Raw genomic sequence first — 21,535 nt, 5'->3', positions numbered from 1 at the left:
CGGGTTCCTGCGGGGTGGTGTGCTTCCACTCTCGCTCGCCGGGAAGGGCGGTGGCAGTGGCACCCGTGCCACGGTTCGCAAGGATCGCGCCAGGCGCGGGCGGGCGCCTACTCGCCCTTCGCGAAGGTCCTGCGGTACTCGCTGGGCGTGGTCCCGAGGATCTGCTGGAAGTGCGCGCGCAGGTTGGCGCCGGTGCCCAGGCCGGTCTCGGCGGCGATCCGCTCGACGCTGTGCCCGGAGCGTTCCAGCAGCTCACGGGCCAGGTCGACGCGGGCCCTGAGCACCCACTGCATCGGCGTGTAGCCGGTGTCCTCGACGAAGCGCCGGGAGAAGGTGCGCGGCGAGACGGCGGCGTGCCGGGCCAGCGTCCGCACCGTCAGCGGGCCGTCCAGCCGGTGCAGCGCCCACTCCCGGGTGGCCGCGAACCGTTCGCCGACCGGCTCGGGCAGGCTGCGCGGCACGTACTGCGCCTGGCCGCCGCTGCGGTACGGCGCGGCGACCAGGCGGCGCGCGGTGTGGTTGGACGCGGCCACCCCGAGGTCGCCGCGCAGCACGTGCAGGCACAGGTCGATGCCGGACGCGGCGCCCGCCGAGGTCAGCATCCGGCCCTCGTCGACGAACAGCACGTTCTCGTCGACCCGCACCTTCGGGTACTTGGCGGCCAGCGCCCGGGTGTAGTGCCAGTGCGTGGTGGCCCGCCGCCCGTCCAGCAGCCCGGTCGCGGCCAGCGCGAACGCCCCGGTGGAGATCGCCGCCAGCCGGGCGCCGCGCCCGTGCGCTGCGCGCAGCGCGCCGACCACGGCCGGCGGCGGGTCGTCCCGGTCGGGGTGCCGGTAGCCGGGCACGAACACCGACTCCGCCCACTCCAGCGCCTCCAGCCCGTGCGCCACGTGGTACGACAGGCCGTCCCCGCCCGCGACCAGCCCGGGCGCCGCGCCGCACACCCGCACCTCGTACGGCATGCTGGCGCGGGTGGAGAACACCTGCGCCGGGATCCCGACGTCCAGCGGCTTGGCACCGTCCAGGACCAGCACGGCCACCCGGCGCAGACGAGGAGCTGACATCCGCCCAGCGTAGGCGGGCCCGCTCAGTAGGCGACGCCGAGGACCCGCCCGACGGTGTCCGGGTCGGCCACCGCGCGCAGCATGCAGTGCGCGACGTCCGACCGGGAGACCTTCGAGCCGCCGCGCAGGTTCCGCCCGTACGCGACCCGGTAGTCGCGGGTCAGCGGCCCGTCGGTGAGCCGGGGCGGGCGGACGACCGTCCAGTCCAGGCCGCCGGCCAGCACCTCGTCCTCCATCCGGGCCAGGTCCGCGTAGTGCGCGCGCAGCACCCGCTTGACCGCCGGGGTCAGCACGTACCGCATCAGCGGGCCCTCGCCCGGGTCGTGGCGCGGCGGGTGCGGGCGGGCCGGCGAGGGCACGGTGCCGATCGGCGCGGCGCTCACCACCAGCAGCCGCCGGGTGCCCTCCGTCCGCATCGCCGCGATCAGCGCCCGCGTCCCGGTCTCGGCGACGCCGACGCCCGCCCGGCCGACCGCGCCGAGCCCGGACAGCACCGCGTCCGCGCCCGCCACCGCCGTCCGCAGCCCGTCCGGGTCGGCGCCCGCCAGGTCCGCCCGGACCACCCGGGCCACCCGCTCGCCGGTCTCCCCCAGCTTGGCGGGGTCGCGGACCACCGCCGTCACCTCGTGCCCGGCCGCCAGCGCCTGCGCCGTCAGCTCGCGCCCGATGCCGCCGCTGGCGGCCACCACGGTCAGTTTCACGACTCTCCCCTGCTCTCTCGATCCGATTCCGTCGCACCGGGGTCCACGCCCCGCAACTTGTCCGGGTTGGTCACGAAGTAGACGTCCGTGACCTGCTCGCCGTCCGCCGAGAGGTCCAGCACCAGCACCGCGAACGGGGCCTCGCCGAGGAACAGCACCGCCGACGGGTCGCCGTTGGCGGTGGCCCACCGCACCCGCACGTCCCGCGCCCGCGCCGCGTTGCCGACCAGCAGCCGGGCGACCCGCTCGCGGCCGTGCACCGGACGGGAACCGGCCGCCGTCGCCTTCCCGCCGCCGTCCGCCCAGAGCGTCACCCCGGGGGCGAGCAGCCGCAGCAGCGCCGCCAGGTCGCCGCCCCCGACGGCCGCCGCGAACCGCTCGGTGGCCTGCCGCCGCACCGCCGGGTCGGCCCGGTAGCGGGGGCGCCGGGCCCGGACGTGCTCGCGGGCCCGGTGCGCGAGCTGCCGGACGGCGGCCGGGCTGCGGCCGAGGATCTCGGCGGTCTCCGGGTGGCCGTACCCGAACACCTCGTGCAGCACGAACACCGCCCGCTCCAGCGGGGTGAGCGTCTCCAGCACCACCAGCAGCGCGATCGACACCGCCTCGGCCCGCTCCCCCGCCTCGTCCGCCCCGGCGGCCGCGCCGGCCCCGGCCGGGGCGAGCAGCGGCTCGGGCAGCCAGGGCCCGAAGTAGCTCTCCCGCCGCCGGTCGATCTCGGCCCGCCGCGCCAGCGCGGTGTTCACGGCGGTCCGCACCAGGTAGGCGCGCGGGTGCGCGACCGGCCCGGCCGCGTCCGAGCGCTGCCGCCCCGCCCAGGCCAGCCAGGTCTCCTGCAGCACGTCCTCGGTGTCGGCGACCGTGCCCAGCAGGTTGTAGACCATCGAGAACAGCAGCTCCCGGTGCCCGGTGAACACCTCGGTCGCCTCGGCCTCGTCCATGTCGCCCCTCTCTCCGTTCGCCGTCCGCATCCCGAGAGTGGCAGCGGCGCCCGGGTGTGACACGGACGCCGGAGAAAAGCGGACGGACGAACGCGGCCGGGGCCGCCGACGTCGTCCGTCGGCGGCCCCGGCCGCGTGCGCGGGCCGCTCAGCCCATGCTCTTCTGCCCGTCCAGGGACTCCCGGACGATGTCGGCATGCCCGGCGTGCTGGGCGGTCTCGGCGATGATGTGCAGCACGGTGCGCCGGGCCGACCAGCTCACGCCGGGGGCGAACCAGGGCGCCTCCGGCAGCGGGTGCGCGACGTTCAGGTCGGCCGTGCCGAGCAGCAGCTCCTCGGTGCCGCGGGCGACCGCGTCGTACGCGGTGAGCACGCCGAGCAGGGTCTCGCCGGGCAGCAGTCGGAACTCCTTCACCCGCTCCTCGAAGTCGGCCTCGGTCATCGCGTTGAAGTCGGGCAGCGCCGCCGGGCCGATCGCGATGAACGCCGCCCAGGCCCGCTCCACCGAGGTGACGTGCTTGATCAGGCCGCCGATGGTCAGCTCGCTGACGGTGGTGCGGCGGGCGGCCTGCTCGTCGTCCAGGCCGCGGGCGGTGAACCTCAGGAAGTGCCGGGCGGCGCGGAGCTGCGCGATCAGGTCGGAGTGCTCGGGGGTCGGGCCCTCGACGGTGGCGGCGGGGTACTGGCCCTCGGCGGTCTCGGCGGTCTCGGTGCTCTCGACGGCCTGGGTGGTCTGGGTGCTCATGGGTGTCGCCTCTCCGGTCGCGGTGCGCTGCCTTGCTCTCGCTTCGTGTTCCACGCTACGGACCATTGCGGCCACTTTCCGTCCGCAATGCGCGCAGGATGGGATCCATGGCCGATACCAGCGCCCGCACCCTGCGCCTGCTCACCCTGCTCCAGTCCCACCGCTTCTGGCCCGGCGAGGAGCTCTCCGGCCGGCTCGGCGTCTCCGGCCGCACCCTGCGCCGGGACGTCGACCGGCTGCGCGAGCTCGGCTACCCCGTCGAGGCCCGGCGCGGCGTGGACGGCGGCTACCAGCTGGCCGCGGGGGCCGCGCTGCCGCCGCTGGTGATCGACGACGAGGAGGCGATCGCGCTGGCCGTCGGCCTGCAGGCGGCGGCGGACGGCCCGGTGGAGGGCATCGCGGAGGCGTCGGTCCGGGCGCTGGCCAAGGTCGTCCAGGTGATGCCGGCCCGGCTGCGCCGCCGGGTGGAGGCGCTGCGCGCCGTCACCGTCCCCGCGCAATGGCGCAGCGACACCACCGCCCGGATCGACCCCGACACCCTCACCGCCGTCGCCCTGTCCTGTCGGGACACCGAACGGCTGCGCTTCCGGTACGCGGCCGCCGACGGCGCCGCCACCGAGCGGCACGTCGAACCGCACAGCCTGGTCCGGCTCGGCGCGCGCTGGTACCTGGTCGCCTACGACCTCACCCGGCAGGACTGGCGCACCTTCCGGCTCGACCGTCTCGGCGCCCCCGAGCCGACCGGCGCCCGCTTCCGGCCCCGCACCCTCCCGGCCGCCGACGTCGCCGAGTTCGTCCGGGCCGGCATGCGGAACCTGCCCGCGCCGCACCGGATCGAGGCCCTGGTCGACGCCCCCGCGGCGCACGTCCGCAAGCGGATCGGCGGCTGGTCCGAGGTCGAGGAGACCGCCGACGGCCGCAGCCGGGTCCGGATGAAGTCCGACTCGCTGGAGTGGCCCGCGATGGCCCTCGGCTCGCTGGAGGCCGACTTCCGGATCGTCTCGCCGCCCGAGCTGTCCGCGCTGCTCGCCTCCTGGGGCGAGCGCTTCACCCGCTGCACCCGTCCCGCCGGGCCGAACGAGGGGGCAGAATCGGAACGGTGACGACCGAACAGCTGCTCACTCCCGCCGAGGCCGCCGAACGCTCGGGGTTCAGCCTGGACACCCTGCGCTACTACGAGCGGATCGGCCTGCTCACCTCGATCACCCGCGCCACCAGCGGCCACCGCCGGTTCAGCCCCGACGACATGGGCTGGCTCGGCATCCTGCGCTGCCTGCGCGACACCGGCATGCCCATCGCCGACATGCGCCGCTACGCCGAACTCGCCCGTGCCGAGGGCCCGGAGAGCCTGCTCGGCCGGATCGACCTGCTGGAGCGGCACGACACCGCCGTCAACGACCGGATCGCCCTGCTGGAACGCCAGCGCGCCCACCTCCGCGACAAGATCGACTACTACCGCAGCGTCCTCCCGGCCGACTGAGCCCCGCCGGCTGGGCCCGGCCGCGCTCAGCCCGACCGTGCTCAGCCCATCGTCCGCTGCCCGTCCAGGGACTCCCGGATGATGTCGGCGTGCCCGGCGTGCTGCGCGGTCTCCGCGACGACGTGCAGCAGCACCCGGCGCACGCTCCACCGCGCGCCGGGCTCGAACCAGGGCGCGGCGGGCAGCGCGTGCTCGGCGTCCAGGTCGAGGGTGGCGAGCAGGTTGTCGGTGTGCTCGGCGACGGCCCGGTAGCGCTCCAGCAGGACGTCCAGGGTCTCGCCGTCGAGCATCCGGAACTGCTCGGCCCAGGCGTCCGCGTCGTCCGGCGCGCCCTCCGCGCGCATCGCCTCGGCCCCGCCGACGGCGAACCGCAGCCAGCGCTCCTCCACCCCGGCGACGTGCTTGACCAGCCCGCCGAGGGTCAGTTCGCTGACGGTGGTGCGCTGTTGGGCCTGTGCGTCGGTGAGGCCGCGCGCGGTGTAGCGCAGGAACCCGCGCTGCTTGTCCAACGCGGCCAGCAGGTCGGCGCGTTCGCCGGTCAGGTCGGGGAGCGGGGTGACCATCGTTCAGCCCACCTCCGCCGCGCTCGGCCGCTCACCGTGGAACGCCTCGGCGCCCTCCGGGTGGTCGGACGCCGCGTCCGGCCGCCCGGTGGTGCCCTCGGGTCGCGCTGCCATGGCGCGTCTCCCTCCGCTCGCGGGGATCCCCGGCAGCGGGGATCGGGATCGGGCCCGGGACGCCGTCCCGGGGGAAAGCAGGTGCCCTGCCACGCTAGCCACTGCCTCCGCCCCGCGCCCGGCGACGCGCGCGGACGCGCCCGCCCGCGGACCGCCGGCCCCGGCGGCTCCCACCAGGTCCTGATCACCGGGCCCCCACCTGCCGGGCGGCGCCGCGTCAGCTGCCTTGCGGTGCGGGTGAGTTCGCCACCGAACATCCGTTGCCCCACGGTGACAATCCGATCACCCGACAGGGTCATCGGGGTGCCAAGCTAGGAGCACCGCCCCGGGAGACGGAACAACAGGCACCGACGGGGCAGCCACCGTTCCTGGGGGGAACCACCCGATGTCCGCGCACGCCCGCCGCCGCTCCGCCGCCGTCGCCCTCGTCTCCGCGATCACCGCCGGCACCGCCCTCCTGCTCACCGCCTGCGACCCGTCGACCGCCGACAGCGCCGAGCCCGCCGCCCGCACCACCGCGCCGGCCACCCCGTCCGCGCCCCCGACGCCCGCCGCCGCCACCGCCGCCCCGGCCACGCCGAGCCCCACCGCGAGCGCGAGCGCGGACACGAGCGCCACCGGGGCCGACGTCGGCACCGGTCCGACGGCCGACGCGGACGCCTCCCGGCCCACCGCCTCCCCGTCCGACCCCGCGCCCGCCCCCGCCCTGAACCTCACCGGGGGCACCGGCCTGACCATCAGCACCGGCACCCGCTACGTGGTGATGGACGGCGGGACGGTCGACTTCGGCACCGTCGTCCGCGACCTGGCCTGGTCCCCCGACGGCAGGCAGGCCGCCTTCGTCGACGGCGACGGCAACCTGCGGACCGCCGACCCCGACGGCACCCGCCAGGTCCTGGTCGCCCGGGCCCCCACCGGCGTCACCTGGTCCCACCCGACCTGGCAGGTCTTCACCCCCACCCCGGACGAGGCCGCCATGTACCTCAGGCCGAAGAACAACCTGCAGTTCACCGCGGACGACCACGGCACCCTGCGCCTGCTCACCGTCCCCGCCGGCGGCGGCGCCGCCCCGGCCCCGCTGTCCCTGAACCCCTTCAGCGACGAGAACGCCAAGCCGCTCCCGCAGACCGGCAACCTGTGGCCGAACGTCGGCGGCCGGTACGCCAAGTCGGTGTACGCCAACCGGACCGACGGCCAGGTCTACATCCGCGACGAGTACCTGCGGCAGAGCGGAGCAGCCGCCACCCGCGGCTCCCAGCCGGACCTGTCCGACGACGGCGACCTGGTGTTCGTCCGGGCCGTCGACGGCCACGACCACCTGTTCACCAAGATCGGCGGCTACGACGGCGAGGAGCGCGACCTCACCCCGGACGCCGCCGTGCACTACACCGAGCCGACCTTCTCCCCGGACGGCCGGACCATCGCCTTCCGCGGCCCCGACGGCACCTACACCGTCCCCGCCAAGGGCGGCACGCCCACCAAGGTCTCCGACACCACCGGCCTCCCCGCCTACCGCGGCTGACCCGCCCCCGCCCTCCGTTCCGCAGCCCGCCCGGCACCCGCCGGGCGGGCTGTCGTCGCTCCGTCACCATCCTTGTGGAACTCCGGAGTTGCTCCTCCAGCGGCTGTTGCCCCGCAGTGACGATTCACGCACGGCGCGGGGTCATTCGACTGCGAAGCTTCAGTTATCGCCCCGGGAGACGGAACGCAAGCAGCCGACGGGGGCAACCACCGCACCGATCACCACCGTTCCTGGGGGGAACCGTCCATGTCCGCGCACGCCCGCCTCCGCCGCTCCGCCGCAGTCGCCTTCGTCTCCGCGATCACCGCCGGCACCGCCCTCCTGCTCACCGCCTGCGACCCGTCGACCGCCGACAACGCCGGCAAGGGCCCCGCCACCCCGGCCGCCCCGTCCCGCACCGCCACCACCACCGCCACCCCGACCACCACCCCGACCGCGACCCCGACCGCTACGGCCACGCCGACCGCCACCGCCTCCGGCCCGGCCGCGCCGACCGCCTCGGCCTCCACCCCGGCCGCCACGCCGACCCAGACCCAGGCCCGCCCGCAGGCCCCCGCCCTGAACCTCACCAAGGGCACCGGCCTGACCATCAGCAACGGCACCCGCTACGTCGTCATGGACGGCGGGAGCGTCGACTTCGGCACCGTCGTCCGCGACCTGTCCTGGTCCCCCGACGGCAGGCACGCCGCCTTCGTCGACGGCAGCGGCAACCTGCAGACCGCCGACCCCGACGGCTCGCACCGGGTCCTGATCGCCAAGGCCCCCGCCGGCGTCACCTGGTCCCACCCGGTCTGGCAGGTCTTCACCCCCGGCAAGGACGAGGCCGGCACCGGCCTGCCGGCCAAGAACAACCTGCAGTTCACCGCCGACGACCACGGCACCCTGCGCCTGCTCACCGTCCCCGCCACCGGCGGCACCCCCGCCCCGCTCCACCTGAACAGCTCGGACTTCTCGGAGGAGGCCGTGCCGCTCCCGCAGACCGGCAACCTGTGGCCGAACACCGGCGGGCGGATCGGCTCCTCGGTCTACGCCAACAAGGACGACGGCCAGGTCTACCTCCGCGACGAGTACCTGCGCCAGGGCGGCGAGCCCGTCGCCAAGGGCTCCCAGCCCGACCGGGACGACGACGGCGACCTGGTGTTCGTCCGCTCCGTCGACGGCCACGACCACCTGTTCACCCTGGACCAGGACTCCCGGGAGCAGCCGCGCGACCTCACCCCGAAGGCCACCGTCGACTACACCCAGCCGGTCTTCTCCGCCGACGGCCGGACCATCGCCTTCCGCGCCCCCGACGGCGTCTACACCATCCCCGCCAAGGGCGGCACGCCCACCAAGGTCTCCGACACCACCGGTCTCCCGGCCTACCGCGGCTGACCCGCGCCCCCGCACCACCCCGCCGGCCGCTCCCGGTTCGCGAACTCAGGGTCCGCGAACCGGGAGTCCGCGTTCACCGCCGCGCCGCGATCCGGGCCAACTCCTGCTGGAGGTTCGGCAGTTGCTGGTCGGCACTGTCGTGCGGCAGCCACTCCACCGGCTCCAGGAAGCGGAACAGCACCCGGTTCGGCGTGATCGCGTACTCGTACTCGGCGAAGCCGACCACCGCGCCCAGGTCGCCCCGGGCGGCCCCGCGCAGCACGTGCGCGGTGAGCTCGTCGGGGGTGTCGCCCTGCGCGGCCGAGACCCGGCGGCGGGCGTTGGAGCGGGCGAGGTAGGGGCAGACCATCGAGGCGTACAGCATGCAGGCCCGGTGTCCGGGGCCCTCCATGGTCGGCGCCATGTTCCGGTAGGGCCGGCCCGCGGCCAGCGCCGCGCCGATCGCCGAGGCCTCCTCGCCGCCGACCACCCGCCACACCGTCCCCCGCGGCATCAGCGTGTCGCACACCGAGCAGAGCCGCTCCCGGGCGCAGTGCGCGGAGCGCTCGTAGTCGGTCAGCGCGAACTGCGGCCGCCCGTCCTCCCACGGGGTGATCGCGGGTACGGGGTAGCCCCGCTCGTCGCGCGGACGGTCCGCCACGGTGGGCGGCTTGGGAACGGTGTCGAAGCGCATGGCCCCATCCCTGTCACGCCGCCCGACTCACCCGCGCGGCACCTCGAAGTCAGTCAACGCGACGCTCCCCGGGGCGAGTTGGTTCCACTCGCCGGGAACCTCCAGCACCGCGATCCCGGCCGTGGAGAACTTCGTCCGCACCCGCTCCAGCGCCTCGCTCTCCCGCCCGTGGGCCAGCCCCAGCACCAGCTCCTGCACCTCGGGCCGGTGCCCGACCAGCATCACGGTGCGCACCACCGGGGGCAACTCCCGCAGCAGATCGACCAGTTCGTCCGCCTCGGCACGGTACGCCCGGGGCTCCAGGACGAGTTCGGGCGCGCCGCCGACCTCCGGTTCGGCCAGCTCCCAGGTCTGCCGGGTGCGCACCGAGGTGGAGCAGAGCACCCGGTCCGGCACGAGCCGGTGCTCCGCCAGCCAGCGCCCGGCCGCCACCGCGTCGGCCCGGCCGCGCTCGGCCAGCGGCCGCAGCTCGTCCGGGACGTCCGGCCAGTCCGCCTTGGCGTGCCGCAGCACGATCAACCGCCGCAGTTGGGTCATCCCCCCAGTGTGGCCCGCCCGCGCGCCGCGTCCCCGGGGGACGCGCGGACCGCCCGCCGATACCGGCGGAAAACCGGACGACACACCCGCGCGGCTCGGCTAGCGTCACCGGCATGCGTGCCCTGAGCGAGTCCGAGATCCGCGCGTCCTTCGTCAACTGCTCCAAGGGCGAGGCCAAGCGGCTGCCCGTCCCGCGCGACCTGGCCGAGCGCCGCTGGGCGGACCTCGACTTCCTCGGCTGGCGCGACCTCGGCGCCCCCGACCGGGCGTACCTGGTCGCCGAGCTCGACGGCGCCCTGACCGGCGTCACCCTCCGCTCGCCGAACGTCCGGCGCAGCCTGACCCGCACCAACGTCTGCTCGGTCTGCATCACCGCGCACGCGGGCAGCGGCGTCTCGCTGCTCACCGCCCCGCGGGCGGGCGCGGCCGGGCGGGACGGCAACTCGGTCGGCACCTACCTCTGCGCCGACCTGGCCTGCTCGCTGTACGTCCGCGGCCTGCGCCGCCGGGCCACGGTCAGCCGCCCGGACGAGTCCCTCCCGCTGGAGGAGCAGATCGCCCGGACGGTCGCCAACCTGGAGGCGTTCCTCCGCCAGGTCCTGGCCTGACCGGCCCGCGTCACGGTGCGGACCGGTACTCCACCGTGAGGACGGCTCGGCCCAGCGCGTGCGCGGTCAGGTGGAACCCGACCTGCGCGGCGGGCGTGTCCGGCCCGACCTCCAGCGCCGGCACGTCCAGCGCGTGCACCACGAACACGTACCGGTGGGCGGGACCGGGCGGCGGCGCCGCGCCGTCGTACCGGTGCCCCGGGAAGTCGTTGCGGACGTGGAACGCCCCGCCGGGCAGCCCCCCGTCGTCCGCCCCGGCGCCGCGCGGCAGCTCGGTGACCTCGGCCGGCAGGTTCACCGCGATCCAGTGCCACCAGCCGGCCGCCGTCGGCGCGTCGGGGTCGTAGCAGGTCACCGCGAACGACCGGGTGCCCGCCGGGAAGCCCGCCCAGGCCAGCTGCGGCGACACGTTCCCCAGCGCGTGCACCTGCGCGTCCGGCATGGTCGCGCCGTCCACCAGGTCCTCGCTGCGCAGCTCGAACGCCGGCACCGGCGGCAGGAAGTCGTAGGGAAGCGGGATGCGCGCGGTCATCGTTCACCGTCCTCGTCGAAGGTGTGCGGAAGTGGCGTCCCAGTCTACGAACCGGCGCTCCGCTCCCCGCCCTTCAGCCGCGCGGGGGCTCCCGGTCCAGTTCCCGCACCGCCGCCCCCAGCACGGTGTCCGGCCTCCCCAGGTCGAAGACCAGGTCGAAGTGGTTGCGCCCGCCCACCAGCAGCTCCCGCACCGGCACGCCCGCCGCCCGGAGCGCCGCCGCGAACTCCGCCTGCTGCCGCCCGAACTCGTCCGTCTCGTGCTCCCCGAGCGCCAGCACGACCGGCGGCAGCCCGGCCAGCGCCGCCGCCCCGGCGTGCAGCGGGCTGAGCCGCCGCGCCCGGTCGGCGTCGAGGCCCAGCGGCTCGTTGACGTAGCTGAGGCTGATCGGCTCCAGGTCGTAGACCCCGCTGAGCAGCGCCGCCCCGCGCACCCGCCCGCGCACCGCCGGGTCCAGCAGCGCGCAGGCGGCCAGGTGCGCCCCGGCGGAGCTGCCGCCGAGCACGACCCGCCCGGGGTCGGCGCCGAGTTCCGCCGCGTGGTCGAGCAGCCAGCGGACGGCCGAGGTGACCTGCCCGACGATCCGCTCGACCGGCCAGTGCGGTGCCAGCCCGTAGCCGACGGCGGCGAACGCGCTGCCGCGCGGGACGAGGTCCAGCGCGGGGAAGGCGGCGTCCTCCTTGCCGAGCTCCTGCCAGTAGCCGCCGTGCACGAACACGTGCAGCGGGGCGCCGTCGGCGTCCGCCGGGAAGAAGTCGATCAGCTCGGGCGCCTGCGGCCCGTACCGCAGCTCGCGGCGCCCGGGCAGCTCCCGGTGGGCCCGCCGGCTCTGCTCCGCGTACGCGTCGAGCTCGGCGTCGAGGTCGGCGACCTTGCTGCTGGGCGAGTACTCGCGGTCGAGTTCCCGCTGGTCGAAGCCCCGGTACACCGTCACGCCACCGCTCCCCTCACCCAACCAGGTATAGACCAATACAGGAGCGCCCGATTACCGTGGTCACTCCCCGTACTTCTTTCCCCGCACCTGACGGCCCCCCGACCGTCGCGCCCGACCGCCCCGGAGCCGCCCCGTGGAGACGTCCGTCCTCGCCTTCGCCACCGACCTGATCGACGAAGGGGCAGACACCTTCTTCGGCAACCTTACCGACCGGGCCGGCGTCGGCGGCGTGACGCTCGCGTCGGTCTACCACGAGGCCCGGGACGTCTTCCCGCACAACCCGCGCCGGGTGCTGCGCTACCTGGAGCCGGGCGCCGCGTACTTCCGCCCCGACCCGGCCCGCTGGGGCGGCCGCCGGCTCTCCCCGCTGCCGTCCACCGCGATCGGCGAGCGCGACCCGTTCGCCGAGGCCGCCGAGGAGACCCGCCGCCGGGGCCTCAAGCTGCACGCCTGGACGGTCTTCTGCCACAACGACCGGCTCGGCTTCGCGCACCCGGACTGCGCCCCGGCCAACGCCTTCGGCGACCGCCACCTGACCGAGCTGTGCCCGGCCAACCCGGAGGTCCGCGAGTACTGCCGGACGATCGTCGAGGAGCTGGCCCGCTACGGCGTGGACGCGATCCGCGCCGAGTCGCTGCACTTCCACGGCCTGGCGCACGGCTACCACCACGAGCGCTACTTCGAGGAGCTCGGCCCGGTCACCGAGGCCCTGCTGTCGATCTGCTTCTGCCCGCACTGCCTGGCCGCCGCGACCGCCGCCGGCGTCCCGGCCGAGCACGTCCGCGACACCGTCCGCACCGAACTGCGGGCCCGCCTCGCCGACGGGTCGCGCGCGCTCGCCCCCACCCCGCTGGACGAGCTGGCGGGCGGCGCGCTGGCCGCCTACGTCGACGCCTCCGCCCGCACCGTCACCTCGCTGGCCGCCGAGCTGGCCGCCACCGCCGCCGCCCACGGCATGCGGCTGACCTTCATGGACGGCGGCGGCCCGGGCACCGGCTGGCTCTCCGGCATCGACCTGCCCGCCCTCGCGGGCGCCGCCCACCAGATCGAGACCCTCGGCTACGCGAAGACCCCCGCCGAGGTCCGCGAGAAGGTCGCCGCCTTCGCCCTGCACGGCGTCCGCCCCCAGGACATGGCGGTGATCCTGCGCCCGATGGCCTCCGACTGCGACGGCCCGGCCAACCTCACCGCCAAGATCGCCACCCTGCGCGAACTGGGCGTGCCGGAGGTCGAGTTCTACAACTACGGCCTGATGCGGCTGTCCTCGCTGGACCGGATCGGCCAGGCCCTGCGGTAGCCCGCCGCCGCCCGGAAAAGGCGTTTCGCCCGCCTATCACCCGAAACGCCCCTCGATCCGGTCAACGCACCGTTCGCCCCGCCTGCTGCGCCCGGAGCGTCCCGAACGGTAGGCTTTCCGTGTGATCTTCAAGCGCATCGGCAACGGACGGCCGTACCCGGATCACGGCCGGACCAGCACCCGCCAGTGGGCGGACGTCGCGCCGCGTCCGGTGCGGCTGGACCAGTTGGTGACCACCAAGGGACAGTTGGACCTGGAGACCCTCCTCGCGGAGGACTCCACGTTCTACGGGGACCTCTTCGCCCACGTGGTGAAGTGGCGCGGCGACCTCTACCTGGAGGACGGCCTGCACCGCGCCGTCCGGGCCGCCCTCCAGCAACGCCAGGTCCTGCACGCCCGCGTGCTGGAGATGGACTGACCCGGTGTCACGCGGGACGGGTGCAACCGGTGGCGGTACCGGTACGTCCTTTCGAGTGCCGTCGTCCCCCGGATGATGATCGTCTAGTACCCGCGCACCCGTAGTCGGATTAGTGTGCTGACTACAGCGGTCAACGCGGCCCGATCGCCACGGCCGTTCCGCGGTCACCGACACCCCACCCTGGCACCTAGGGGGAGACAGACCATGAGCATGTTGACTCCCCGGGGTTTGAAGGGGAAGCAGTACCGCGTCACCGGGAACGCCTTCCCCCGTCTCGGCCGGCCCCCGCGCCGCGGTCGCAAGATCGCCGTCGCGCTGGGCACCGTGCTGGCCCTGGGCCTGGTCACGGTGGGCGGCGCCCAGCTGTACGACGTCTTCAGCGGCAAGCACAAGGACGTCGGCACCCAGGCCTGCGCCGGCGTCTCCGGCAAGCCGCTGGCCGCCCCGGAGGACTCCGCGTCGGCCGGCGCCCTGAGCGCCGCCGCGTCCGGCGCCCCGGCGTCCGGCGCCCCGGCGGCCGTCCCCAGCAACACGGCCGTGCCGCAGCCCGCCGCCGTCAAGGTGAACGTCTACAACGCCACCGACAAGGCCGGCCTGGCCGCCCGCACCGCCGACGAGCTGCGCAAGCGCGGCTTCGTGGTGGACAAGGTCGGCAACGCGCCCGCCGCGCTCGACAAGAAGGTCCCCGGCACCGCGCAGGTCCTCAGCGGCCCCGGCGGCCTCGGCGCCGCCACCCTGCTGGTCTCGCAGGTCGCCGCCGCGACCGCCACCGAGGACGGCCGCACCGACGCCACCGTCGACTTCGTCATCGGCGACACCTTCAGCGCCCTCGCCGACCCCGCCCAGGCCGCCGCCGCCCTGGCCGAACTCACCAAGCCCTCCCCCACCCCGGAGCCCGGCCACTGCTGAGCCCGCCGGGGCCCGCACGCGAACGAGGTCCGGTCGAGGACGGGAACCCCCGCCCTCGACCGGACCTCGCCGTTCGTCCCGTTCCCTCAGCCGGCCGTGCCGTACAGCCGGTCGCCCGCGTCGCCCAGCCCCGGCACGATGTAGCCGTGCTCGTTCAGCCGCTGGTCGACCGCCGCGGTGACCACCGTGACCGGCCGCCCGGCCAGCTCGCGCTCCATCACCGCGACGCCCTCGGGCGCGGCCAGCAGCACCACGGCGGTGACGTCGGTGGCGCCCCGGTCGAGCAGCATCCGGATCGCCGCGACCAGCGTGCCGCCGGTGGCCAGCATCGGGTCGAGGACGTAGATCTGCCGCCCGGAGAGGTCGTCCGGCATCCGGGTCGCGTAGGTCGACGCCTCCAGCGTCTCCTCGTTGCGGACCATCCCGAGGAAGCCGACCTCGGCGGTGGGCAGCAGCCGGGTCATGCCGTCGAGCATGCCGAGGCCGGCCCGGAGGATCGGGACGACCAGCGGGCGCGGGTAGGAGAGCCGGGTGCCCCGGGTGACGGCGACCGGCGTGGTGATCTCGACCGTGTCGGTCCGGACGTCCCGGGTCGCCTCGTACGCGAGCAGGGTGACCAGCTCGTCGGTGAGCCGTCGGAAGGTCGGCGAGTCCGTGCGCTCGTCGCGCAGGGTGGAGAGCTTGTGGGCGACCAGCGGGTGGTCGACGACGTGGAGGCGCATGACACCAACGGTAACGGCCACCGGCACGTGTGTACGACTCCGTACGAATCCGCCCGGACCGGGACGACCTGCCGGACCGGCCCGGATCCGCCCGGAATCACGGAAGTCCGGTCGCTCCTGTGGTATCGAAGGGGCTGATCTGGGAAAGTCGGAACCTATGAAGAGCAACCCGACGCGGGCATCGACCGCCGGCGCGGGCGGGTCCGGCTCGACAGACGAGTCCCGTCCGGCGCCAGAGAGCGGCACGGAGAGCACCGCGGAGACCGACGCGGAACGGCGCAGGCGCCGGGCCGTGTTCCTCCGCGAGTTGACCGAGGCCCGGGAGCTGCGGGCCCGGGTGCAGCCGAGACGGACGAAGGAGCGCCGGATGCGCGAGGCCATGCGGATGCGCACCTTCCGGTTCTGACGGTCCCGACGGCCCCGACGCTCCCGACCCCCGCGTCCCGCCCCGGACGTACCCCGCTCCGGCCCGCCGCACCCCTCCCACCCGGCCGGAACGGACCGGATCCGGCCGCTCCGACGCGGCCCGCGCGGCCGCGCCCCGCACCGCGTCCGCGCCCCTCCGGCGCCCGGACGCCCCCGTCGCAAGGCCTCCGGCGGACGAGATCCGCGCCCGGAGCGGCCGGAAGCCGACCATTCCGACACGACCTGCGAAGACGCGCTGCCGAACACCCCCCGCAGCGGCGGCCTTTCTGTCACGATGCGGTGGGACGGTCCGAACAGCGGGCCGCCCTCTGGCGCGGGGGCGGCCGGACCGCACCCGCCCGAGATCGCCGACAGCCGAGACCAATCTTGGGAGTGTCCCTGGTGGCGTACTTCGCTGCAGTGCTTGCTCGCACCGGTGCCGGGTGGGATGTGAGCGAGACGGAACTCGACGACGTAGAGACCCTGGCCGACCTGACCGACCTGGCCCGCGAGGCGGCCGAGGACGAGGACACCGTGCTGGTCTTCATCGAGCAGGAGGACGCGTGGTTCGCCGTCCTGCGCATCGACGGTGAGGACGACCCGCGGATCTTCGTCTCCGACGCGGCCGCCGCGGCGCGCAGCTCGTACGGCGCGGTGCTCACCGACGAGTTGATCGAACAGGACGGGGAGGCCGACTTCGACGACCTCGACGGGCTGGTGGCCGGCCTCGACGACGAGGACGGCGCGGTCGCCGAGGACGACGCCGACGAGGACGACGAGGAGCCGGCCGGCGGCCGGGGCGCGAGTCCGGTCGGGCCGATCGGCGACTCCGAGCTGCTGACCGAGTTCGGGATGGCCGCCGCCGACCTGCTGGAGCTGGCCGGCGAGGGCTCGGCGCCCGGCGACGCGCTGGGCGAGATCGCCGAGGCGCTGGGCTGCGGCGAGGTCCTGGAGGCCGTTCGGTAGCGGCGGCCCCGGTGCCCGACACTGGGACCATGCAGCCCGTCCCCCCTCCCGCCGACACCCTGGGCGAACGGCCGCGGATCGCCCCGCTGCCCGCCCCCGAACGCCCCGACCCGGTCCGCGACCGGTGGCAGGGCCGGATGCGCCTCGCGATCGAGGAGGCCGCCCTGGCCACCGCCACCGGTGACGTTCCGGTCGGGGCGTTCGTCCTGGGGCCGGACGGCACGGTGCTCGGCCGCGGCCACAACGTCCGCGAGGCGGTCGGCGACCCGACCGGCCACGCCGAGGTGGTGGCGATCCGCGCGGCCGCCTCGGCGGTCGGGGAGTGGCGGCTGAGCGGCTGCACTCTGGTGGTCACCCTGGAGCCCTGCACGATGTGCGCGGGCGCGATCGTCCTCTCCCGCCTCGCCCGGGTGGTCTTCGGCGCGTACGACCCGAAGGCCGGCGCGGCCGGCTCGCTCTTCGACGTGGTCCGCGACAACCGCCTCAACCACCGCCCCGAGGTGATCGGCGGCGTCCTCGCCGACGCGTGCACGGCACAGCTGCTGGCCTTCTTCGACACCCGGCGCTGACCGCCCCGGAACGGATTTCGTCCCTTCCCCCCGATCCGGTAGAGTTCCCCTCGGTAGCGTGTCCGAGCGGCCAAAGGAGCACGCCTCGAAAGCGTGTGTGGGGGCAACTCCACCGTGGGTTCGAATCCCACCGCTACCGCCACGCGAAGGGCCCGACCGGTTTCCGGTCGGGCCCTTCGGCGTTCCGGAGGTGGCGGCCCTCCGTCCGTCCACCGGTCCGTCGGGTCAGCCGCGCCGGCGGGCCAGCCGCAGCGCCACCACCCCGGCCGACACCAGTCCGCCCGCGACCAGCAGCGGCAGCACCGGCGCGCTCCCCGTCCCGGGCATCTCCCCGCCCGGCCCCGGCACGGTCGCGGACGGCGAGGGCACCGGCGGCGGCGCCGGGGACCCGGGAGCCGACGGCGACGGCGACGGCGACCCGGTGGGCCCCTCGGACGGGTCGGCGCTCGGACTCGGACTCGGGCTCGGCCCCGGGCTCTCGGTCGCCCCGGGCTCCGGCTCGACCACGATGACCGCGTCGTCCGGCGGCGAGGTGACGGTCCGGTCCGGCGTGCTGCCGGTCGCCGTCGCGGTGTTGCGCACGCCGCCCGCCTCGGCGTCGGCCGAGGTGACGGTGTACGAGCCGGTGCAGGTGGTCACCGCGCCGGGGGTGTCGCGCGGCGTCAGCGTGGTGGCCGCGCACCGCACGCCGGTGAGCCGGTCGTCGGTGAGGAACAGTCCGGTGACCGGCTGGGTGGTGGTGTTGGTGACGGTGTACGTGTAGGTGGCGGTCTGCCCGACCCGGTAGACCCGGGCGTCGTCGACGTGCTTCTCCAGCAGCAGCCCGAAGTCGTCGTTCAGCGGCAGCTCGTGCCGGGCCTCCGGCGACTCGACCGGTCCGCTGTCCGAATTCCCGTGCGCGAAGGCCGTGTTGGTGAGGTAGCCGCGCCGCACGTCGGCGTCGGTGACGGTGTACGAGGCGGTGCAGGTGACGGTCGCGTCGACGGCGAGGACGGTGGTCGGGCAGCTGACCGGGCCGACCACCGGGTCGCTGACGGCCAGGTCGCGGATCTCGGTGCCGCCGCCGTTGGTGACCACGAACTGGTAGGGCACGACGGTGCCGGAGGTGACCGGGTCGGGCAGCGGCTGCGCCCGGTCGACCTGCTTGACCAGGTTGAGCCGCGGCAGCGGCGCCACGCTGCTCGCGGTGACGTGCCGCAGCAGGTGCACGTCGGTGAACGCGCCGGTGGACGAGGCGAAGCCGAACTTGTAGGTGGTGGGCACCGGTTGGGGCGCGGCCCGGCTGAGCACCCGGACCGGGCCGGAGCCGAAGTCGACGTCCACCTCGACCCGCGGGTCGGGCCCGGGCGTGACGGTGACGGTGACGGTCCGCCGGCTGGGCACCAGCGCGGCCTCGGCCTGGGCGGGGGTGGTGCCGGGCGGCAGGTCGGCGGCGGTGGCGGGGCCGTGCAGCTGCCCGGGCAGGGTGGACGGCCACGGCCCGGTGGTGGTCGTGTTGTCGGTGGTCGCGCCGAGCAGGCAGTAACCGCTGGTGCCCTCGCCGGGTCCGCGCAGCGTCACCATGTTGGCGCCGGGCGCGGGGGCCCGGAAGCCGGTGCCGGCCGGGGAGCGGGTGGCGCAGCCGTCGCCCCGGTGCTCCCAGTCGCCGAAGTAGTTGCCGAGCACGTCCAGGCCGACGCCGAGGTAGCCGCCCTCGACGCCGGGCAGGAAGGAGTGCGCCGGGTCGTCGTCGGGCAGTTTCTGCGCGTACCCGAGGCTGCCGCCGAACGCGCCGGGGCGGGTGAGCGAGGCGGCGCCGTCGACCAGGAAGAACGCGATCCCGTCGGCGGGCGAGGGCTTGGTGGTGTCGCCGCCGTACTGCCACTGTTCGAAGGTGACCCGGATGCCCTCGTTGGCGGGCAGCGGGCGCTCGTACAGGACGGCGGCGGCCCGGTCGTTGCCGGCGTCGGTCATCCGCAGGTAGCCGTACGGGGCGGCGGCGTCGGGCGGGACGGGGCCGACCGCGCCGCCGCTCGGGCAGCCGGTCAGCGGGCGCGGTTCGACGGCCGGGAGGAAGGGGACCTCGGCGGCGCCGGTGAGGCAGGCGCCACCGGTGGCGACGAAGTCGCCGTCGGCGCTCGCCCCGGTGAAGGTCTCGTCCACCAGCGGCGTGCCCGCACCGGCCCGGTGCCCGGGCGGGGCGGCGGTGGCGGGCGGCGGCCCGGCCGTCGCGAGGAGGGCCGCGGCACAGGCCGCCGCGGCCGCGAGGGCGCGGCCGGCCCTGGGGGTCCGTCGGATGGTCACCACGTCTGCGCTCCGCCTCTCCGGGCCTCTCCGGTCGATGCTTCGTAGTCGACCTTCGAGGCGGGCGGAACCGGGGCACGGACACGCGGCGGCCGCCGCCGAACACCCGCCCGGCGGAGCGCGCGGGGACGGCGGAGGGCCCCGCACTCCCGGGCGGTTGACCACCGGGCCGGGGAGGTGCGGAGCCCGTGCGGAGCCTCTCGGCCCGCGGAGGGGGCAGCAGCTCCGGGGGGGGGACGAGCTGCTGCCCCGAGGCGGAGGTCCCACAACCGGTGCCGCGTCGGGGGGAAGCCGCGGCGCCCGGTCCCACAGCGGGGACCTCCGGATCGCCGTACCGGGGATTCCTGCCAGATCCTCGGTACATCAACCATCCTGCCGGGCGCCGGGGGTGGGGACATCCGGAGAAAGCCCCGTCCGCGCGGGACCTTCGTCCCAGCGGGTGAACGCACCCCTCACGGGTTGCGCCGTCCGGTGGATAAGCTGCCGGGTGACAGGGCCGACCGGGGCGTGGACGGCGGCCCGCCCCAGGGAGGCAGGACCGTTCGATGACTCAGGCGAAGAAGGTGGCCATGTGGATCCTGGTCGTCTTCGTCATCTACACGATCATCACCTCGCCCGAGCGCTCGGCGGACCTGGTGAAGTCCGGTTTCGTCGGCATCTCGGACGCCGCGAGGGCGGTCGGCTCGTTCATGACCGGACTGGTGCGCTAGTACGGTTGCGGGGTTCGTCCTTCCGGGGCGCCGCCCCGACCGGGCGCGCCCTCCCCCACCCGCGAGGAGCGGCATCGTGATCCGGCACCTGGTCCTGTTCAAGCTCAACGAGGGCGTCACCAAGGAGGATCCGCGGGCCGTCGCGGGCGCCGAGGCGTTCGCCGGGCTCGGCGCGCTGGTCCCCGAGCTGCGCGAGTGGGAGTGCGGCTGGAACTTCGCCGAGCGCGACATCGCCCAGGACTTCGCGATCAACAGCCTGGTCGAGGACCGCGAGGCACTGGCCGCCTACCTCGGCCACCCGGCCCATCAGGCCGCCGCCGCGCAGTGGCGCGAGTTCGCCACCTGGGTGATCGCCGACCTGGAGGTCTGACCCTCCCCCGCCACCCCTCGTACACGCACGACCCGGCGGCTCCCGCCCTCCACCGGAGGACGGGAGCCGTAGCACACTCCGCCGAATGCTGGACGGTCCGTCAACACGCCTCCGTCGGGTACTTGCCCGCCTACAGAGCGACTTGTGATGCTATGACCGGTTTTGCCGGAAATTGGCGAGGTGGTTCACAAGGGAGGGGTGACGTGTCCGTGCGGACGCAGCAGGACAGTGTGCCGGAGGACCGGATCGAGGACCTGCCGGACCCTGTCGAGCTGGCCGCCCGCCGCCCCGGCGGGCGCGGCACGGTGGACGTCCGGACGCTCACCAGGGTCCTGTTCGAGCGGCTCTCCGAGCTCCCGCCCGGCACCCCCGAACGCGCCCGGGTCCGCTCCGCCCTGATCGAGATCAACATCCCGCTGGTCCGCTACGCCGCCACCCGCTTCCGCAGCCGCAGCGAACCGATGGAGGACATCGTCCAGGTCGGCACCATCGGCCTGATCAACGCCATCGACCGCTTCGACCCCGAGCGCGGCGTCCAGTTCCCCACCTACGCGCTGCCCACCATCCTCGGCGAGATCAAGCGCTACTTCCGCGACAACGTCCGCACCATGCACGTCCCGCGCCGGCTCCAGGAGCTCTGGGTCCAGGTCAGCGGCGCCATGGAGGAGCTGACGGTCACCCACGGACGGGTCCCCAAGGTCCCCGAGATCGCCGCCAACCTGCGCATCCCCGAGGAGGACGTCCGGGCCTGCCTGGACGCCGGCCGCGCCTACAACGCCGCCTCCCTGGAGGCCGCCCAGGAGCACGAGGGCGGCCTCGCCCTGCTCGACCGGCTCGGCTACGAGGACTCCGCCCTCACCGACGTCGAGCACCGCGACATGGTCCGCCACCTGCTGGTCCAACTCCCCGAGCGCGAGCGCCGGATCATCATGCTGCGGTTCTTCGCCAACCTGACCCAGTCGCAGATCTCCACCGAACTCGGCATGTCCCAGATGCACGTCTCCCGGCTGCTGTCCCGGATCCTGTCCCGGCTGCGCAGCGGGAACTCCTGGGAGGAGTGAGTCACCTCCTGTTGCCCCGCGTCACCGCCGGGTGACGAGT

Annotated in this window: 24 protein-coding genes and 1 tRNA gene; 14 read left to right on the top strand and 11 right to left on the bottom strand. The window is 75.1% G+C overall.

The features are described 5' to 3' along the window. Nucleotides 1-107: 107 nt before the first annotated feature. From ACZ3J7_RS09720 to ACZ3J7_RS09705, 4 genes are all read right to left on the bottom strand, one after another. On the bottom strand, nucleotides 108-1,064 hold the full coding sequence (locus ACZ3J7_RS09720; protein ID WP_465618596.1) for a GlxA family transcriptional regulator: 957 nt from the start codon (nucleotides 1,062-1,064) through the stop codon (nucleotides 108-110). A gap of 23 nt (nucleotides 1,065-1,087) precedes the next feature. Further along, nucleotides 1,088-1,765: an NAD(P)-dependent oxidoreductase gene (locus ACZ3J7_RS09715; protein WP_465618594.1), complete on the bottom strand. Its 678-nt coding sequence runs from the start codon at nucleotides 1,763-1,765 to the stop codon at nucleotides 1,088-1,090. Then, nucleotides 1,762-2,703, bottom strand: coding sequence for a sigma-70 family RNA polymerase sigma factor (locus ACZ3J7_RS09710; protein WP_465618592.1), 942 nt, complete (start codon nucleotides 2,701-2,703; stop codon nucleotides 1,762-1,764). The genes ACZ3J7_RS09715 and ACZ3J7_RS09710 overlap by 4 nt, the downstream gene beginning before the upstream one ends. A gap of 148 nt (nucleotides 2,704-2,851) precedes the next feature. After that, nucleotides 2,852-3,448 carry a DinB family protein gene (locus ACZ3J7_RS09705; protein ID WP_465618590.1) on the bottom strand — a complete coding sequence of 199 codons (597 nt, stop codon included), beginning with the start codon at nucleotides 3,446-3,448 and terminating at the stop codon, nucleotides 2,852-2,854. 107 nt (nucleotides 3,449-3,555) lie between these two features. On the opposite strand from ACZ3J7_RS09705, the gene ACZ3J7_RS09700 reads away from it, so the two are divergent. Both ACZ3J7_RS09700 and ACZ3J7_RS09695 read left to right on the top strand, forming a co-directional pair. Next, nucleotides 3,556-4,551, top strand: coding sequence for a helix-turn-helix transcriptional regulator (locus tag ACZ3J7_RS09700; RefSeq protein WP_465618588.1), 996 nt, complete (start codon nucleotides 3,556-3,558; stop codon nucleotides 4,549-4,551). After that, nucleotides 4,548-4,928 (top strand): MerR family transcriptional regulator, encoded by a 381-nt coding sequence (locus ACZ3J7_RS09695; protein WP_465618586.1) that lies wholly within the window; start codon nucleotides 4,548-4,550, stop codon nucleotides 4,926-4,928. Before ACZ3J7_RS09700 ends, ACZ3J7_RS09695 begins: the two co-directional genes overlap by 4 nt. A 41-nt stretch (nucleotides 4,929-4,969) precedes the next feature. Here ACZ3J7_RS09695 and ACZ3J7_RS09690 read toward each other — a convergent pair whose 3' ends face one another. Then, entirely contained in the window at nucleotides 4,970-5,491 is a 522-nt protein-coding gene (locus ACZ3J7_RS09690) for a DinB family protein (protein ID WP_465618584.1), read from the bottom strand. A gap of 499 nt (nucleotides 5,492-5,990) precedes the next feature. On the opposite strand from ACZ3J7_RS09690, the gene ACZ3J7_RS09685 reads away from it, so the two are divergent. Continuing rightward, nucleotides 5,991-7,127: a TolB family protein gene (locus ACZ3J7_RS09685; protein WP_465618583.1), complete on the top strand. Its 1,137-nt coding sequence runs from the start codon at nucleotides 5,991-5,993 to the stop codon at nucleotides 7,125-7,127. Between the two features lie 246 nt (nucleotides 7,128-7,373). Further along, a complete protein-coding gene (locus ACZ3J7_RS09680; protein ID WP_465618581.1) occupies nucleotides 7,374-8,501 on the top strand; it encodes a hypothetical protein in 1,128 nt (375 codons plus the stop codon). 73 nt (nucleotides 8,502-8,574) lie between these two features. Here ACZ3J7_RS09680 and ACZ3J7_RS09675 read toward each other — a convergent pair whose 3' ends face one another. Both ACZ3J7_RS09675 and ACZ3J7_RS09670 read right to left on the bottom strand, forming a co-directional pair. Then, nucleotides 8,575-9,174 (bottom strand): hypothetical protein, encoded by a 600-nt coding sequence (locus ACZ3J7_RS09675; protein ID WP_465618579.1) that lies wholly within the window; start codon nucleotides 9,172-9,174, stop codon nucleotides 8,575-8,577. 27 nt (nucleotides 9,175-9,201) lie between these two features. After that, a complete protein-coding gene (locus tag ACZ3J7_RS09670) occupies nucleotides 9,202-9,711 on the bottom strand; it encodes a SixA phosphatase family protein (RefSeq protein ID WP_465618577.1) in 510 nt (169 codons plus the stop codon). Nucleotides 9,712-9,824: 113 nt separating this feature from the next. Here ACZ3J7_RS09670 and ACZ3J7_RS09665 point away from each other — a divergent pair, with 113 nt between their 5' ends. Further along, on the top strand, nucleotides 9,825-10,319 hold the full coding sequence (locus ACZ3J7_RS09665; protein WP_465618575.1) for an FBP domain-containing protein: 495 nt from the start codon (nucleotides 9,825-9,827) through the stop codon (nucleotides 10,317-10,319). A gap of 10 nt (nucleotides 10,320-10,329) precedes the next feature. Here ACZ3J7_RS09665 and ACZ3J7_RS09660 read toward each other — a convergent pair whose 3' ends face one another. Beyond that, on the bottom strand, nucleotides 10,330-10,851 hold the full coding sequence (locus tag ACZ3J7_RS09660) for a YbhB/YbcL family Raf kinase inhibitor-like protein (protein WP_465618574.1): 522 nt from the start codon (nucleotides 10,849-10,851) through the stop codon (nucleotides 10,330-10,332). Between the two features lie 73 nt (nucleotides 10,852-10,924). Then, nucleotides 10,925-11,785: an alpha/beta hydrolase gene (locus ACZ3J7_RS09655; RefSeq protein ID WP_465618572.1), complete on the bottom strand. Its 861-nt coding sequence runs from the start codon at nucleotides 11,783-11,785 to the stop codon at nucleotides 10,925-10,927. 133 nt (nucleotides 11,786-11,918) lie between these two features. On the opposite strand from ACZ3J7_RS09655, the gene ACZ3J7_RS09650 reads away from it, so the two are divergent. The 3 genes from ACZ3J7_RS09650 to ACZ3J7_RS09640 all read left to right on the top strand — a co-directional run bounded on the left by ACZ3J7_RS09650 (nucleotide 11,919) and on the right by ACZ3J7_RS09640 (nucleotide 14,409). Then, entirely contained in the window at nucleotides 11,919-13,082 is a 1,164-nt protein-coding gene (locus ACZ3J7_RS09650) for a hypothetical protein (protein ID WP_465618570.1), read from the top strand. 121 nt (nucleotides 13,083-13,203) lie between these two features. Further along, the gene (locus tag ACZ3J7_RS09645; RefSeq protein ID WP_014136828.1) at nucleotides 13,204-13,500 is read left to right on the top strand and encodes a type II toxin-antitoxin system VapB family antitoxin; all 297 of its coding nucleotides are present in this window, start codon (nucleotides 13,204-13,206) and stop codon (nucleotides 13,498-13,500) included. Between the two features lie 204 nt (nucleotides 13,501-13,704). Next, nucleotides 13,705-14,409 (top strand): LytR C-terminal domain-containing protein, encoded by a 705-nt coding sequence (locus ACZ3J7_RS09640; RefSeq protein WP_465618568.1) that lies wholly within the window; start codon nucleotides 13,705-13,707, stop codon nucleotides 14,407-14,409. A gap of 86 nt (nucleotides 14,410-14,495) precedes the next feature. Here ACZ3J7_RS09640 and upp read toward each other — a convergent pair whose 3' ends face one another. After that, the gene (upp, locus tag ACZ3J7_RS09635; protein ID WP_465618566.1) at nucleotides 14,496-15,131 is read right to left on the bottom strand and encodes a uracil phosphoribosyltransferase; all 636 of its coding nucleotides are present in this window, start codon (nucleotides 15,129-15,131) and stop codon (nucleotides 14,496-14,498) included. An 807-nt stretch (nucleotides 15,132-15,938) separates the two neighbouring features. Here upp and ACZ3J7_RS09630 point away from each other — a divergent pair. The 3 genes from ACZ3J7_RS09630 (at nucleotide 15,939) to ACZ3J7_RS09620 (ending at nucleotide 17,213) form a co-directional block, all read left to right on the top strand. After that, nucleotides 15,939-16,502, top strand: a complete 564-nt coding sequence (locus tag ACZ3J7_RS09630) for a tRNA adenosine deaminase-associated protein (RefSeq protein WP_465618564.1) — start codon at nucleotides 15,939-15,941, stop codon at nucleotides 16,500-16,502. Nucleotides 16,503-16,531: 29 nt separating this feature from the next. Beyond that, the gene (gene tadA / locus ACZ3J7_RS09625) at nucleotides 16,532-17,071 is read left to right on the top strand and encodes a tRNA adenosine(34) deaminase TadA (RefSeq protein ID WP_465618562.1); all 540 of its coding nucleotides are present in this window, start codon (nucleotides 16,532-16,534) and stop codon (nucleotides 17,069-17,071) included. A gap of 52 nt (nucleotides 17,072-17,123) precedes the next feature. Then, nucleotides 17,124-17,213: transfer RNA gene (locus ACZ3J7_RS09620), tRNA-Ser, on the top strand. 83 nt (nucleotides 17,214-17,296) lie between these two features. On the opposite strand, the gene ACZ3J7_RS09615 is transcribed toward ACZ3J7_RS09620, so the two are convergent. Beyond that, on the bottom strand, nucleotides 17,297-19,354 hold the full coding sequence (locus tag ACZ3J7_RS09615; protein WP_465618560.1) for a DUF7507 domain-containing protein: 2,058 nt from the start codon (nucleotides 19,352-19,354) through the stop codon (nucleotides 17,297-17,299). 545 nt (nucleotides 19,355-19,899) lie between these two features. Between ACZ3J7_RS09615 and ACZ3J7_RS09610 the strand changes: the two genes are divergently transcribed. The 3 genes from ACZ3J7_RS09610 to ACZ3J7_RS09600 all read left to right on the top strand — a co-directional run bounded on the left by ACZ3J7_RS09610 (nucleotide 19,900) and on the right by ACZ3J7_RS09600 (nucleotide 21,495). Continuing rightward, nucleotides 19,900-20,064: a hypothetical protein gene (locus ACZ3J7_RS09610; RefSeq protein ID WP_465618558.1), complete on the top strand. Its 165-nt coding sequence runs from the start codon at nucleotides 19,900-19,902 to the stop codon at nucleotides 20,062-20,064. Nucleotides 20,065-20,140: 76 nt separating this feature from the next. Then, a complete protein-coding gene (locus ACZ3J7_RS09605; RefSeq protein WP_465618556.1) occupies nucleotides 20,141-20,434 on the top strand; it encodes a Dabb family protein in 294 nt (97 codons plus the stop codon). A 203-nt stretch (nucleotides 20,435-20,637) separates the two neighbouring features. Continuing rightward, complete coding sequence (locus ACZ3J7_RS09600; protein ID WP_465618554.1) at nucleotides 20,638-21,495, top strand: RNA polymerase sigma factor SigF; 858 nt, start codon at nucleotides 20,638-20,640, stop codon at nucleotides 21,493-21,495. The last annotated feature ends 40 nt before the right edge of the window (nucleotides 21,496-21,535 follow it).

Source organism: Kitasatospora sp. NPDC015121, from assembly GCF_055562955.1.
The sequence above is the reverse complement of the archived record's forward strand: the minus strand, read 5'-3'. Positions and strand labels throughout refer to the sequence as shown.